The organism is Parasaccharibacter sp. TMW 2.1884 (genome assembly GCF_023337695.1).
GTDB classification, from domain to species: Bacteria; Pseudomonadota; Alphaproteobacteria; order Acetobacterales; family Acetobacteraceae; genus Bombella; species Bombella apis.
The window spans coordinates 1-13,387 of sequence record NZ_QORR01000001.1; the positions used below are offsets into that span (position 1 = coordinate 1).

At 60.0% G+C, this 13,387-nt stretch carries 23 protein-coding genes; 7 read left to right on the forward strand and 16 right to left on the reverse strand.

The window, feature by feature from the left end; translation table 11 throughout:
* From DTI93_RS00005 to DTI93_RS00015, 3 genes are all read right to left on the reverse strand, one after another.
* On the reverse strand, positions 1–766 hold a 766-nt coding region (locus tag DTI93_RS00005), incomplete at its 3' end, for a baseplate J/gp47 family protein (protein ID WP_249079250.1).
* Entirely contained in the window at positions 753–1,103 is a 351-nt protein-coding gene (locus DTI93_RS00010) for a hypothetical protein (RefSeq protein ID WP_249079252.1), read from the reverse strand. The genes DTI93_RS00005 and DTI93_RS00010, both read right to left, overlap by 14 nt.
* Positions 1,104–1,168: 65 nt before the next feature.
* On the reverse strand, positions 1,169–1,795 hold the full coding sequence (locus DTI93_RS00015; protein ID WP_249079254.1) for a Gp138 family membrane-puncturing spike protein: 627 nt from the start codon (positions 1,793–1,795) through the stop codon (positions 1,169–1,171).
* Between the two features lie 61 nt (positions 1,796–1,856).
* On the opposite strand from DTI93_RS00015, the gene DTI93_RS00020 reads away from it, so the two are divergent.
* From DTI93_RS00020 to DTI93_RS00045, 6 genes are all read left to right on the forward strand, one after another.
* Positions 1,857–2,282, forward strand: a complete 426-nt coding sequence (locus DTI93_RS00020; RefSeq protein ID WP_249079255.1) for a hypothetical protein — start codon at positions 1,857–1,859, stop codon at positions 2,280–2,282.
* Between the two features lie 623 nt (positions 2,283–2,905).
* Complete coding sequence (locus tag DTI93_RS00025) at positions 2,906–3,076, forward strand: hypothetical protein (RefSeq protein WP_193699485.1); 171 nt, start codon at positions 2,906–2,908, stop codon at positions 3,074–3,076.
* Positions 3,077–3,356: 280 nt separating this feature from the next.
* Positions 3,357–3,692, forward strand: coding sequence for a hypothetical protein (locus DTI93_RS00030; protein ID WP_143539976.1), 336 nt, complete (start codon positions 3,357–3,359; stop codon positions 3,690–3,692).
* Positions 3,693–3,814: 122 nt separating this feature from the next.
* A complete protein-coding gene (locus DTI93_RS00035) occupies positions 3,815–4,183 on the forward strand; it encodes a hypothetical protein (protein ID WP_043562104.1) in 369 nt (122 codons plus the stop codon).
* Positions 4,184–4,331: 148 nt separating this feature from the next.
* A complete protein-coding gene (locus DTI93_RS00040; RefSeq protein ID WP_156878807.1) occupies positions 4,332–4,487 on the forward strand; it encodes a hypothetical protein in 156 nt (51 codons plus the stop codon).
* Positions 4,488–4,565: 78 nt separating this feature from the next.
* Positions 4,566–5,138: a hypothetical protein gene (locus DTI93_RS00045; protein WP_043562106.1), complete on the forward strand. Its 573-nt coding sequence runs from the start codon at positions 4,566–4,568 to the stop codon at positions 5,136–5,138.
* 4 nt (positions 5,139–5,142) lie between these two features.
* Here DTI93_RS00045 and DTI93_RS00050 read toward each other — a convergent pair whose 3' ends face one another.
* From DTI93_RS00050 to DTI93_RS00100, 11 genes are read right to left on the reverse strand one after another with little or no spacing between them, the layout of a single operon-like run.
* On the reverse strand, positions 5,143–5,796 hold the full coding sequence (locus tag DTI93_RS00050; RefSeq protein ID WP_043562108.1) for a Gp138 family membrane-puncturing spike protein: 654 nt from the start codon (positions 5,794–5,796) through the stop codon (positions 5,143–5,145).
* 54 nt (positions 5,797–5,850) lie between these two features.
* Positions 5,851–6,870: a hypothetical protein gene (locus DTI93_RS00055; RefSeq protein WP_249079257.1), complete on the reverse strand. Its 1,020-nt coding sequence runs from the start codon at positions 6,868–6,870 to the stop codon at positions 5,851–5,853.
* Positions 6,867–7,166, reverse strand: coding sequence for a phage baseplate plug protein (locus DTI93_RS00060; protein WP_043562113.1), 300 nt, complete (start codon positions 7,164–7,166; stop codon positions 6,867–6,869). Before DTI93_RS00060 ends, DTI93_RS00055 begins: the two co-directional genes overlap by 4 nt.
* On the reverse strand, positions 7,163–7,861 hold the full coding sequence (locus DTI93_RS00065) for a hypothetical protein (protein WP_086431786.1): 699 nt from the start codon (positions 7,859–7,861) through the stop codon (positions 7,163–7,165). Before DTI93_RS00065 ends, DTI93_RS00060 begins: the two co-directional genes overlap by 4 nt.
* A 21-nt stretch (positions 7,862–7,882) precedes the next feature.
* Positions 7,883–8,890 carry a hypothetical protein gene (locus DTI93_RS00070; RefSeq protein WP_249079260.1) on the reverse strand — a complete coding sequence of 336 codons (1,008 nt, stop codon included), beginning with the start codon at positions 8,888–8,890 and terminating at the stop codon, positions 7,883–7,885.
* Positions 8,877–9,017 (reverse strand): hypothetical protein, encoded by a 141-nt coding sequence (locus DTI93_RS00075; protein WP_156878805.1) that lies wholly within the window; start codon positions 9,015–9,017, stop codon positions 8,877–8,879. The genes DTI93_RS00070 and DTI93_RS00075 overlap by 14 nt, the downstream gene beginning before the upstream one ends.
* Complete coding sequence (locus tag DTI93_RS00080; protein ID WP_081562633.1) at positions 9,014–9,478, reverse strand: phage tail assembly chaperone; 465 nt, start codon at positions 9,476–9,478, stop codon at positions 9,014–9,016. Before DTI93_RS00080 ends, DTI93_RS00075 begins: the two co-directional genes overlap by 4 nt.
* An 11-nt stretch (positions 9,479–9,489) precedes the next feature.
* Entirely contained in the window at positions 9,490–9,933 is a 444-nt protein-coding gene (locus DTI93_RS00085; RefSeq protein ID WP_081562632.1) for a phage tail fiber protein, read from the reverse strand.
* Positions 9,934–9,936: 3 nt separating this feature from the next.
* Positions 9,937–11,106, reverse strand: coding sequence for a DUF3383 family protein (locus tag DTI93_RS00090; RefSeq protein ID WP_103765807.1), 1,170 nt, complete (start codon positions 11,104–11,106; stop codon positions 9,937–9,939).
* 30 nt (positions 11,107–11,136) lie between these two features.
* Positions 11,137–11,718, reverse strand: a complete 582-nt coding sequence (locus DTI93_RS00095; protein ID WP_146046947.1) for an LIC_12616 family protein — start codon at positions 11,716–11,718, stop codon at positions 11,137–11,139.
* Complete coding sequence (locus DTI93_RS00100) at positions 11,664–12,053, reverse strand: hypothetical protein (protein WP_043562126.1); 390 nt, start codon at positions 12,051–12,053, stop codon at positions 11,664–11,666. The genes DTI93_RS00095 and DTI93_RS00100 overlap by 55 nt, the downstream gene beginning before the upstream one ends.
* A 137-nt stretch (positions 12,054–12,190) precedes the next feature.
* Between DTI93_RS00100 and DTI93_RS00105 the strand changes: the two genes are divergently transcribed.
* Positions 12,191–12,382, forward strand: a complete 192-nt coding sequence (locus tag DTI93_RS00105) for a hypothetical protein (protein WP_043562128.1) — start codon at positions 12,191–12,193, stop codon at positions 12,380–12,382.
* A 56-nt stretch (positions 12,383–12,438) separates the two neighbouring features.
* On the opposite strand, the gene DTI93_RS00110 is transcribed toward DTI93_RS00105, so the two are convergent.
* Together DTI93_RS00110 and DTI93_RS00115 are read right to left on the reverse strand one after the other, a co-directional pair.
* On the reverse strand, positions 12,439–12,903 hold the full coding sequence (locus tag DTI93_RS00110) for a DUF4054 domain-containing protein (RefSeq protein ID WP_248630321.1): 465 nt from the start codon (positions 12,901–12,903) through the stop codon (positions 12,439–12,441).
* Positions 12,904–12,970: 67 nt separating this feature from the next.
* Positions 12,971–13,384: a hypothetical protein gene (locus DTI93_RS00115; protein WP_249079262.1), complete on the reverse strand. Its 414-nt coding sequence runs from the start codon at positions 13,382–13,384 to the stop codon at positions 12,971–12,973.
* Positions 13,385–13,387: the final 3 nt, after the last annotated feature.

Here is a 13,387-nt window from a genome sequence, read left to right on the forward strand (position 1 = left end):
CCAGAATGTACTGCGCCCCCGCCGGGATGGTCACGCCCTGCTGCACCGTCGGAGCCTGTGCCGGATTGTCCGTCACATAAGCATCCGTCACGCCGGGCAGCTCCAGCAGCGCCCCCATGAGGGAAGCATTCTGCCCGATGCTGTTGGCCGCCACGCTGGCCTGCCGCCGGGCCTCGAAGTCGGTGCGGCTTTCGGCATCAGCACCCGTGGCACCGGGGGCAGGATTGGTGAGGGATGCCAGCCCCAGCCCCGCCTGATAGAGCGTCAGGCTGTTGGCGGGGCAGCTCACGGCCCCCGCAGTCTGGCAGGTGAGGTCGAGGCTGGCCGTGGCGGACTGGGGAAGCGTGATGGCCTGCGGGGCCACATAGAGGCTGCCATCCGTCCCCTGTGCCACGACCGTACCGGCGGCGATGGTCTGGCCGGGGGCGTTCACGCTGGCCTGCACCGTGACGGTCGTTGCTGTGGCGGGGCGGCGCTCGATGAAGTAGATGCGCCCGATGGCCTCCTGCATCCGCCCGGAAGAAGAGGCCGGGTCCACGCCATTGAAGATGGCGATCATCGCCCCCAGAAAGTCGCCAAGGATGGCGGTCTCGGAAAGGGCGATCTGCCCCTGCGGGGTGGAAAGGGCCGTGTTGGCCCCGCCGCCCAGGGCGGCGTTCATGTCGGCCAGAACCCCGGCAAGGATGTCCTGCTCGGAAGGGGCGGTGAAGCCCGCATCGGTGAGGATGGGGGCCGGGACGTTGGTCGTGGCGTCAGAACTGGGCATGGTCCGTGCTCCCATCGCTGAAGGTTACGAGAATGACGCCGGTGAGCTGGCGTTCCTTGGTGGGATTGGCGAGGTGGCAGGTGGCCGCCGCCACGCCGGGAACAGACGCGGCGGCATCCTCGATCTCCGAAGAATAGAAGGAGAGGTCCACGTCCGAGCGCAGGATGTCCGTGTCGTAGGGGATGCCCTGCCCGGTGTCGTAGAGCACCTCGCCCAGCCATGTGCGGGCGGCAGAGCATACGTCCTGAAGGATGGCCGCCTTGTCCGTCAGCACGACCAGATTGCCCGTGCTGTCCAGTGTCAGGTCCCAGTCAGGGGTGAGGGAGAGGGTTTTCATGAGAACTCCGGGCAATAAAAAACCCTCCCGGTGAGGGGAGGGTTGGGCACCATGGCGCAGGACGGTTACTCTGGCGGTGAGGTCTTCCCGCCGCCCGCCTGCACGCCGCCATGCGCATGCTGTTTCAGCGAGACGCCGGCCGCCTTCACATCACCGCTTGTCTCGATATCGCAGTTGACCCGCACCTTGGCCGCCTCGATTGAAACCGTGCCCGGCGTCACGATGCGCCAGCCGCTATCTGTCGCCTGAATGAACTGGTCCGGCCCGTTATTGAGGAAGCCGCCCACATAGACACAGTCCTGCATGGCGAACTGCCGGAACGAGGCGGGGGGAGAGGGCTGCCGTGTGGTGACGGCATGGGTGTGATCCCGGCCAGAAATGACGATGAAGCCAATGTCCCCCGGCTTGGGGTCGATGATGAGGGCCGAACTGCCGCCCTGGATGCGGAGATAGGGGACGCTGTGGATGACCTGCCGGGGGTGGGGCTTGCCCTGTTTGTCCTGCTGGTGGACCATCGGTTGCACATCCACCATGCCAGTGATGGAGGCCTGCCCAGCGTGTACCGCCTTCACCTGCACCAGCATGGAGGGGCCGATCTTGCGGATATGGTCCTGAATCCGCCCGTTCATGATCGTGTTGAGATTAATCCCGGTTCCCGTTCGGTCCCAGTAGGGGGTGTTGTTTGTTGGCATGGGTCTTCCCCTTTATTGTTCTGATGCCTTAGATGGACGAATGACCTTACGGGAGTTGACCATGAAACACTTTCTCCTCATTGCCGCCGCTACCATCGTCCTGTCCGGCGTGGCTCGGGCAGATGATGGACTGACCCTTGCCCAGAGGAATGAGCGGCAGATGGAAGCCAACAGGAAAGTAATTGATTCTTTGTGTGCGCCTCATTGCAGCCGTCCAGTCATAGAGCCATCCCAAAGCGATTGGGACGCTGTTTCAAATCGCATGGCTGCGGAAACAGAGATCCATTTGCGTCAACTCGGCATGTCCCCTGATGTCGCCCGTAAGGCTGCATGGGCAACGCAACACAAGCCCTATAGCGCATGTTCTCACTATGTGGCCCAGCTTACAGCTGATTATGACAGAGGATTGTCTCGTAGAGATTATGATGAGGACCTCATCATTTCTATTGAGCGCTCAGGGACATGCGAGAAGAAGAACCTCGACTGACTATTTAACGGCGATTTGCTGTCCTGCGCTCGTCAACTGGCAGTCCACAAAGGTATGCCAGTTGCCGCCCGGTATCTCGGCAGTGACCTCATGAGTAATGCTGACTGGCAACCAGAACCCGTTCCACGGTGCTGAGGCGATGCGCTGTCCCTGCTGGTTCAGGCCGTTTTCGCCGGCCACCCACCCGGCAGGAGTGTACTCTTTTACCACCTTCACGGGCTGATAGTAGGAGATGTCTGGCCGCAGAAGGCAGGAAAAGGAAATCCCGGCCCGGTGCAGCCCCTCTCTCCATGGTGTTGTGACTATTCTCTACGTCGTTGTAAATATTATTTAGTAGGCGGCCTGGTGATAGGAAAAATGTGCTGTTTTGGTTTTCCTTATATCGGGCGAAAAGAGTAATGACGGATAGTGTCTTGATTGTATCATTCTAATATTTCCCAGAGAATATTGCAGTATTACGCGAGGGTGTTTTTGTTTAATTTGGCGTCAACCATGATTGAAGTACTTTTTCAGTTAGAGGTTAGGGAGGTTGTGCGGGTTGTGGACACATGGGGTTACCTGTGCCGAAACGATCCTCCTTCTGATCCAGCAGGTATTGGAGGCAGAAAAAGAGGAGTAGTTACGTGGAGGAGATCATGAAGAAATTAGGCGTTGCTTTTGTTCTGGCTTCTGGGCTTTTGGGATACTCTCTTTCGGCGAGAGCTGAGGAGAATGAGGATCAGGTCAACCAGTTGATGCAATCCATGAAGGCTCAAGACTTCCTGAAAGTTCTGGACCAGTTCTACGGGAAGTAAAGAGGTAAGGGGGGAAGAAAAAAAATTCCTCCTTTACTGCCGACACGCCATCTTTCATCTGTTGCCTGGATGAACTGGTCCAGCCCGTTGTGCGGCTCTCTTTTTCTTTTTTGGAAAAACCGATCGCCACAGGTTTGTGGTAGAAGCAGGCTCTTCCACAGGTCCGTTGAGTGTGGTTTTCATATGTGGCCCTGATGGATCAGGATGTGGTTGTCAGAGTCGGTGGCTGCACCCGGTAGGGTGGGTGCCGTCAATTTCAGGAATGAACAGGATTATGGGCATGAAACATCTGGTGCTGTGCGCCGTGTTCGCACTGGCTTTGCCCGGTGTGGCACGGGCGGAGGCTGTGTATCTGAAAAATGAGGATGGGTCTTTCGCCATAGACCCTCCAAAACTGTACGAATTTCTTCACAAGGCTTATTCTAGCAAGCGGGTGGCGGATAATGCCTATGATGTGCTCATCAACAAACGGCGGGGCAATTGCTACGATGCTGTCGTCCATGTGCTCAGATATTTTGATGATGGGCCAGGAAATGTGCCGAAATATTGTTACAGGCCGGATCTGGCCAGTGATGATGCCGTTACAGACGAGCCGCAGGGCCTGAGAGCGCCCTGAAAGCAACACCCGGCCAGAAAATTGTCTGATTGCCAGCGCATGGGGTGAAACCACATTGGAGAGGTTGTCGGGATGCGCTATTTTCTCCGTAGCCTATGGGGCGTAATGCAGGAATCCTGTCCATGAAACACGTTCTTTTTGTAATTGCAGCCGTTTCTGTTTGGGGCGGAGTAGCCCGTGCGGATGCATTGAGTCACATGCCCGAAACCAGAGGCACCCTCTCTCAGGCGCTGCATAGTGCCAAGGTGCAGGCGCATCAGGGGGTGAATCATCAGGAGCAGCGGACGGATGAGGAGAATTTGCGCCGCATCGGCCTTTCCGCCGAGACGGTGAGGGATGGTCTCTGGGCCGTATCACACCGCCCCCATTCGCCCTGTGCCCAGTATATCCGTCAGCTGACAGCCGATGCAAAGGGCAGTTCGGCGGCCCTGTTGCAGAGTGACCAGCGGCTTGTCACTTACGTCGAGAATTCTGGAATCTGCGAACGCTAACCGGCTGGAGCAGTGGTTTCTCTGCAAGGCAGTCGTGCAGTGATAGAGGGGCCGTGCGCTTGATCGACCGTTCCTGATGGTTCAGTGCTGGGCTGCGCCCTTCTGGAAAAGAGGGCGTCCGATAGTGAATGACAGGAAAGGGAGTATCATGTCCGAGAAGGAAGAACCGGCTGCAAACCCTGTGAAGGCAGTACACGACGTGATCAGGAACATGCCAGCTGAGGAACGTGAAAAGGCTCATGAGCGCCATCATGAAGTGCTCGATGAAGTCTCCAGTGATGAATCCGAAACTGTAACTGACTGAAATCTGTTACGGGCGACATGGGCAGGCGGGCCTGTTCCGTCCTGCCCCCGCCCCTGTATCGTGAGGGAAAGGAAAGTGATGATGCGGACGACACTGTGCATGACAGGCCTGAGTCTGATGCTGCTGGCGGGCAGTCTGACAGATGCCCGGGCCCAGACCCCGCTGGATGTGGCGCAGGATGGAACGGTGACAACAAGTGGTCTGGCCGCTCTTGGTGTATCTCCCAATGGGGGGCAGCGCTTGGGGCAGACCGGTAAATGGCAGATGCTGGAGCTGGACCACACGCTTACGGCTCTTCTGGCAGAAAATGATGTCATGTTGTCTGCATCGCCACGTCGGGGTGGTGATGTCTTTCTCATGTTCGTCCTGAAGAATCATGAGATTCACCAGCCAGAACTGGAGGTCCGTTTCTCCAACGGATACGAGGTGAAAGGCTTCCATTATACAGGCATCATCAACCGGGGCACGCAATGGGGATGTTATGTCTCCGAAGCTGAGGGGCACGCCCTGTTTGATGCCCTGGCAGGCAGTACGTCTGTCAGCATGTCCTGGGCAGGGGGCGCAGCCCACATCGATTTCGATCACGGGGATGAGTTCGTCCGCACACTGGCTGAGACAGCCTGGCGTGGAAATATGCCGTTTCCGAAATGATATTTCATTGCGGGGGAGCGCTTGTGCCCGGACCGGTCTGCACGCCGCCGTGAGTATGCTGTTTTAGCGAGATGCCACCCGCCTGAACGTCGCCGGATGTGACAATATCGCAGGTGGCTTCAATGCGGCTGGCTTTCAGGGTGAGGGGCCCTTGTGCGTCTATGGTGACGGATCCCGGCGTCACGATCCGCCAGCCCTGATCCGTTGCCTGTATGAACTGGTCTGGCCCTTCATTGAGGAAGCCGCCCACATATACGCAGTCCTGCATGGAGAACTGTCGGAACGAGGCAGGAGGTGAGGGCTGTCGGGTCGTGATGGCATGGGTGTGGTCCCGCCCTGATATGATGATGAAGCCAATATCTCCCGGTTTGGGGTCGATGATGAAGGCGGAACGGCCGCCTTGCAAACGCAGGTAAGGAACATTGTGGATGAGGTCATGTGGCAGGGTGCGGGAGAGCGCATCCTGCTGCTGTACCATGGGACGGACCGTGACCTTGCCTGTAATGGCAGCGGCCTCGGTCGTGACTGTTTCTACCTGTACCAGCATGGAAGGGCCGATCTGGTTGATGTGGCTGGCAATGAGTGAATCCAGTGCACCTTTCAGGCTGTTTTTGCCCGCATTGGAGCGCAGGAGATAGGGCGTGGCTGTAGCAGGCATGCTGTGATCCTTCAGGCCGTTCTGGAGGTGGTTGTTCAGGAAGGTGGCGGCCCGTCATCGTCTGCCAAGGGTCGTACGGATGCATTCCATATGTGTATGCCAGGCTCCATGTGAGGTCTCGGTACTGATGTCGTGCCAGACAAAGGTGGCCAGCCACAGGCCGTTCCAAGGTGGGGTGCCGGTTGTGCATGTTCCGGTGACGGGTGCAAAGGTGCTTTCCAGAGCCAGTGGACGCCAGAAGGTGATGTCTGGCCGGAGGAGGGTTGTCAGGGATATGCCGGAACTGCTGTATCGGGGATAGCCGATCATCCCCGTTGCGGCTGAGATGACAGGAACTGTTGATTCCTGCCCTGCTGGCGGGATGCCGGTAAAGGTCGGCCCCCATACTTCAAGGAGCCCCCTGTAGGGAATGGCCCCCTGGTTGCTTTCCATCATGGGGATGAAAGGTGAGAGGTTGAAGGTGCCTTTCGTCGCCGTCAGGATGGCCTGTATCTGCTCAAGAGCCGTTCCCCATCTGTAATGGTTTGTCAGGCTGGCATGGCGTTCCCAGCCACCATGATCCAGCAGCTGGAAGCCTGCTTCTTTGCAGATATCCGCCATCAGGGTGATGACGTCCTGCGGTCCGGCATAGCCTTTGGCCTGTGGCAGGATGGACGCTGGAATGGTGCTGGTCATGGCATGGATATGGAAGGGACTGTTCAGATCATCATAATCCGTCTGGGCACTGTCGACTGTTCCAGTGAACAGGTTTGTCAGCGGGCTCCCTTCATCACCGGCCTGTATGGTGATGAAAGTCTGGCCAGCAGTGATTGTGTTGAGGTTGTCTGGTGCAGGATGGTCGGGAAGGATGGAAAGGCTGTCTCTGTCTATCTGGGAGAGCCCCCTGATGGTGAGGTCAGCTTCGGAACCGGTGGTAAATCCCGCATGTTTTATGGTGGCCTGTATTGCATGTCCCTCGCCAACCGTGAAGCTGTCCAGGCCTCCGTTCAGCCCGGGCATGAAGAATGTGACGGTTATCTGTTTGCGGGCAAAGCTGTGTGTCGTGGTGGCATTGGGATATGTGATGGCTGTCATGATGTATCATCTTCGTAATGAAGCAGGAATCGGGACCCCAGACCTGAAAATGTGGGATCATCAGCCCCTTGTGTGTCGGTGAAGTACAGGCGGCCTGGCAGCAGGCTGGCAGGGTTGCGGATGATGTTGGTCCCGTTCTGGCAGACAACGCCACGGAGAAGGGCTTCGGTACCGACGGTCAGGTCCATGTATAGTCCGGTGGAAAGCTGTCTCAGCCAGATGTGGCATTGCAGCCCGGCAATGGGGCAGGTCATGCTCTGGGCTGCTGTTGGCTGGAGCGGAACCGTGTAGATCATGTCCGTTTCTCCGGCTGAAGGGTGACGGGGCCTGCATTGCGGGTTTGCGCACCCTGTGGGTGGCGGCTTCCCGTCCAGCGGGACGTGTTTCCCTGTCGGACTTCCTGAATGGTGATGTTGGCCGTTATGATGTCAACGCCGCTGTCGACCGTGCGGGTGAAGGTGTAACCGGTGATGTTGGCATTGGGGTAGATGCCCTCTGGCGTGGCGACGAAATAGAGGTTTGTGTCCTTTACGAGCCGGGAAAGCGTTTCCAGAAAATCTTTCCGCACCGTGTCAGACCCCACACCAAGGGTGCTGCGTATGAAGTCTGGCAGCAGGTTTTCACCAAGGGAGCCTGTTTCCGACCCGTCACAGACCATGCGGATCATGGCCCGGTAGGGCAGGAATACCTTGTTGTAGCTCGTGAAGGTACCGTTTTCCTGTGGGGCGGAGCAGATGTTGGCCTGTTCATCCAGTCGCAGGGAATCGACATGGGCGGCGGAGAGGACACGTCTTGGCGCCTGGCCTGACAGGAAACTGGATGGGCCGCCAGCTGATCGGTTGAAACCGGACGATGTGAGGGAACTGAACTGGTCAGCCGTCGGGCGGCGGAAGATGCCCCATTGGCGGGCGGCACGCTGTACGGCCCAGTTTCCCAGCGTTTCACCACCGGTGGCGGAGGCTGACGCCCGGAGAGATGTCAGGATGGACATGAGGACTGCTCCAGAAAGAGATTATCCGGTCTGGGTGAGGGTCTGGCGGGCAAGGGCTTTTATGGTGCTGGCTTCCACGGCACGGGCAATGTCTTGCGGTCTGCCATGACCTGCCGTCACGGTGATGTTGATGGTCGGGCTGTGCGTGGTCGTGTTGTGGGTCGTGAGAGGGTGCGGTCGTGCTGCGGTTTCGACATGCCGGGCAAGGTGGGCAAGAGCCGGCCCTGCACCGGGAGTGGGCCTGCCCGGAACGGCGGGGGAACGGGAACCCGGTGCTGCAGGAAGCATCCGTGAGAGTGTCTGATCCGTACGGGCAAGGGTCAGGGACAGGCGATGCAGCCGCTCCTGGTCCTGCTGCGGCGTGGGTGAGACGTTCAGTTCCCGTGAGGCCGTGCCGGTCAGGTATGGGATGGACATGGCAGGCAGGAGCCTGCCCGGCTGGCGAGGAGGGGGTGTCTTCTGGCGTCCGGTTTCATCATGGGGTGAGGAGAGGCCTTCAGGAGCATGAAGGTTCAGGATGCTGCGGGCCGTCATCATGGCTGAAAAACCTTGCAGGAGGGGGCCGGGGTCCGCTCCCTCCCGTGTCGTATCAACCTGTCGTGCCTGGAGGTGAAGGACACGCTCCAGAGCCTGCTCTGCATTGTGGAGGGTTGGCTCCACGTCCTTCAGGGCCTGTCGGGCGGCAGGGGTGGACTGGGCCAGCAGGGTGGACCAGTCCCGCACGGTCTGTACCGCCGAGGGAGGCATGGGCTGGGGTGAAGGGGCTTTCGCTTCGGGAGTTGTGGCATCGCTCTGGCGGGCCGGTGGCTCCGGCATTGGCATCATGGCGGGCAGAGGGCGTGCCATGACAGGGACATCTGTTCCGTCTGTGTCCTGCTGTTTCAGACCAGTGAGTGATCGCCCCCCGGTGAAAAGGGCCAGTGCCCCCATGACATTCCGCCGGAAGGCTGCCGTGCCCTGTTTCAGGGGGAGATGGGTCGGGGGACGTATCAGGTCCGACTGGGCAATGAGTGTATCAAGAATGGCCATTCATGCGCTCCACGGCCGCAATTTCCCAGAGAAGCCACATGTCTTCGCTGTCATAGAGGGTTTTCAGCTCATGCAGTGTGGCCAGCCCCGCCCCGATGACAAAGGCCATCGGACTGGAGAGATTCACGCAGCGGGCGGGAGGTCCCCGTCCGGCTGTGTCTCCCTCAAGATGGCGATGAGGGGGTATATCTGGTAAATTGCGGCCTTGAAAAAATCCACGTTCAGCCGGAAGGCCTCTGCCCGCAAGGCAGGCAACGTGTTGGGGTCCGTTATGTCCGCCTCGATGAGCGGGGCAGGCTCAAGGGCCCGGTTCGTGGGGTCCCGGCGGATTGTCACACAGTCCAGAAGGCCGGAGAAAGCCCGGTCACAGTCTTCATCGCTCATGTGCCCGAACAGGGCCATGCTCTGGCCGGAGAGACCGGCAATGCCGCTGTGCAGGGCCTCCCGTGGGGTGTTGGCTCCGGCACGGGCCAGGGCACGGACGACATGCCGTGCCCAGCGGTCCGCCGTGAAGGCCGACATGCGGGAAATGACAAAACATTTGCCTGCATCAGGGCCTTCGGCAGGGGTCCATTCGATGGTTTTCATGGTGGGTTGCCTTACAGCCCTGCCGGGAGGACATTTTCCCATGTGATGTTCACGGTCCGGTTGCCCAGCGTTGTATCTCCCGCCGGAACGGGGTCATAATCCGTCAGGCAGCCATTGGTGAAGGTGAAACGCTGTCCCAGCCCATGCAGCAGAAGCTCGCCGTTCAGTTCATAGACTGTCCGGGCCTGCCGGGAGGCCGTGGCGATGGCATCGAAGACGGGAAGGGAGCGTGATCCGGCAGAGAAATGCAGGGCCATGTGATAGGCCGAAGGGACAAATCCCTTGTTGAGACGGCCATCAATGGAGAGGCTCGTCGTGGCCAGCTTCAGCTTCTGGGAGCCACTCCAGCCATGGTCGGTTGCCCAGTTCTCCAGCGTGATGGGCGCATTGAACAGGGTCTTGACCGTGAGGGTGAAAACGGCGTCAGCCGAGGTGATGAGCGCAGTGCGGGACATGACTTACTGGACCTCGATGGATGCAAGATGAATGGACTGGACGGACTGGCCATCCGTGTACCAGAAGCGGCACGGGGGACTTCTGCGGGCGGCCCGGATGTCGGCTGCGGCGGTGGAGGCATTGGGCTGGAAGTACCAGCCCCGGCTCTGCACCGTGTCGCTGATGGTGGTTCCGGCAGCCTGGTCGATCTGCTGTTTCTGAAGGGATGTCAGCTGGATTCCGGGGCGGATGGCCCCGAAGCGCAGGGCCTGGTTGATGGTGTCCTGCACGCTGGCCGAGATCAGCCCATCCCCGAGGCTGTCATACGGAATCTGCCCGGTCTGGAGCAGAAGCGTGGTCAGGGCGGACTGGAAGGACGCATTGAGCCATATCTGGTTGATGTAGCTGTCCGCCCAGAGGAAAGCCCCCGAGACATGCCCGTCCTCCAGCCACTGGAAGCGGCCCAGCCCGTTGGCATAGGCCCCGTAGAAATTGTAGCCATTGGCCCGGAGGGTGGCGGCTGTCGTGGCATCGGTCACGCTGGGGGTGAGCAGCCCGCTGCGGCGAAAGCAGAGCGTGGTGCGCCCGTCCGTTGCGCTGAAATCGAGCGAGGCCAGCCAGCCGAGACAGAAGGCGGCAGCTAGAGGGTCCTGATAGATCAGGGTGGTGCCATCAATGTTCCGGTTCTGCAACCATGTGCCGAAGCTGGCACTGTTCTGCGGGTTGAGGGCCTGCTCGTCCGTGTCCCATGGGACATACCAGTAACGGTCCGTCGTGCCGGCCACCCATGTGGCGAAGGCCTGTTTCTGTGTCAGGGTGGGTTCCCATGTGGTGGTGAAGCCGGTGAAAGCCTGATTCTGGCTGGTGATGAGGTCCATCAGGCTGGCAGGATCGGCTTGGTGGGCCGGGTCCGCCATATGGATCAGCAGGGTGGGCGGTATCTGGGCTGCATCGTCATGGCTGGCGAAATAGACGGCGGCCATGCGGGCTTCCGGGCTGTTGGCGGGGAAGTCTTTCGTCACGTCTGCCAGGGAGCCGTAGGATTTCAGCTGACCTGTACCGAGAGCGGCTGAATCCGAAGGGGTTGTGATGAGCAGCCCGTTCATGAAAGGAACGCCACTGGCGGTGCCGAGTGTGACGGGATTGATGCTGACAGTCTGGGCAAGAGGGATGGTGCCGGTCAGGGAGGCCATGATGGAGTGTCCTTGTCTGTGAAAAAGGAATCAGTGGTCGGCAGATGGGAGGGGAGTGGCCAGGGTGGCTTCCACCATGGAGGCCATGCCGAGGGCTGTGGCCGTCTCGGCCGGGCGTTTCAGGGTGGTCATGATGACGAGACGCAGTGTCAGGGTGGCGGAGGCCTCATACTGCTGTTCTGCACTGGTGAAGTCCTGCTGCGTGAGGGGCCCGGTGTCTATGGGGGCCATGTCAGGCCGTCTGTGGCGGAACCACGCCACGGTCCGCCGGTCCCGCCACAGGGTGCTGACACCGCCCAGAACCGTCAGGGATTCAGGCCCACGGGCGGTGAGCCGGATGGACAGTTCCACGGGCTGGGAGATGGTGACGCCTTCTTCATCATGGCCATGGCTGTTGGTGGCGAGCGGACGGCGTGTGGTTGGCTGCATGACGAGATGGCTGCCTGAAGGCATGGGCAGACGGTTCTGCTGGCCCTGGAAGAGGCCCCAGCCTTCAGGCAGAATTTCTGCTTTCAGCCAGTCTCCCAGCATCTGCATGACCGTGCTGTCTGTCGGGGTCAGCTGGAACTCTGCCGGCATGGAATCTGGCGGGTGACGATCAGGCGGCACCATTCATTGGCTCCCCATTGTTCGAGTATTTTCGTGACCAGCCATTCCGATCCTTCAAACAGGAGGCTGTCGCCCCCGCTCTGCAGAGGGCGACTGAGAGTATGGGCGCTGCCTTGCAGAAAGACGGTGCGGCTTTCTCCCTGCTGGGCGATGTCGCCAATGAGCTGGAGGAGAGTGGCCGGGGCGGGCTGGATGTCGATCAGCACAGGGATGTCCTCATGAAGCGGGGTCGTGCTGTAATCGGCGGCAATCTGGCTGCCTGTCATGCGGCGGAGAATGGCAGGCTGAAGCGGGTTGATGGTGGTTGTCACGCTGCTGGCGAGAGAGAAGAGATTCATGCTGTCTGGCCTTCCATCAGGTGGTGAAACCGGTCAGGCGGGACTGGATTGACGAAAGCGCATGACTGCGCCACCTTACGGCCAGTTCTGGCTGGTTGCGGATGCGTGTTCAGCCAGTGAGACAGGAGTAAGATCGTATGTATGGTGCTGTAACCGGCAAGGCCGTGCTGTTTGCCGTGGTGCTGATCCTGTGTCTGCTTTCTCTGACACGGACCATTTTCCTGATGATGCGGGCCGGTGATGGCAAGCGTATCACCTTCGGTACGCTGGTCCATCTCGTGGTGCCTTTCCTGTTCGCCTATGTTGTCTGGAAGCTGCTCTGGCACTGAGAGCGTCAGGTGATGATGGAAGACGGCCCACCCTTCTGGGGTGGGCCGTTTCCGTATCAGGGCCAGAGGTAGGCTGGATGTGCCTGGCCAGGCAGGAAGCGCATCTGGCGGAGGGGGGCCGTGGCCTGCCAGAAGATCAGTCCATACTGCGTCTGGCTGAACCACCCGGCCTGCCTTGGCAGGGCACTGCCATCCAGTGTGATGGAGACCGCCCCCCGTGTGGCGGAGGCGACCCGTCCGACTGGCGGTGCCGCTGGCGGGCTGCCGGTGGCCTCACCAGACTGGGCTGGTGTTTCGGTGGCGAAGAGCTGCGCTTGGTGCGCTACCAGCAGCCAGAGCAGCGTCCTGCGTCGTGTCATGTCCCGGACAGGGGAGCGGCCCGTATTGTTGAGGATCAGTTCTGCCAGCTGGAAGAAGCTTTCCGCCTGCCCGGCACTGACATGCCCGACGAAGGCCGGATAGGCGGCGAGCCAGTCCTGATAGGAAAAGGTAACCTGCCCTGGGGGGGAGGAGTCCGTCATGGTGGCATTGTCTCCCGGTTGGAGGCCCGTGCCGTTGGGCTGGAGGGCATAAGGCACGGGCGGGTGGTCAGGCTGTTTTCTGTATGGGGGTGACACCTTCGGCCAGGGTGGTGTTGTCAGCCCCTTCCAGCCCCGTGCGGTCCTTGGCCAGTTCGGCCATGGCATTGTCGGCACGGGCGGGCGTGGTTTCGGCAAAGATGATCTTCCGGGTGATGAGGTCGCTCTGCCTGTTCTGTTCCAGCCAGGCTTTCCAGAAGTTGGTCGGCACAGTGGTCCGTCCTGCCCGCCCGAGCAGACGGTTTTCCACGGGATGGTAGAGCGGGTCCTGCCGGATGCCATTCAGCAGTATGGAGGACCGGGCCTGTGGCGGAGTCATGACGGGGGCCGTGGCCTGTGTCCGTTCGCTCAGGCTGGAGAGGTCATGCAGGTCGAGCCGGATGCCGGAAGGCAGACGGCAGAGGACGGTGACAGTATCGGCCATGGT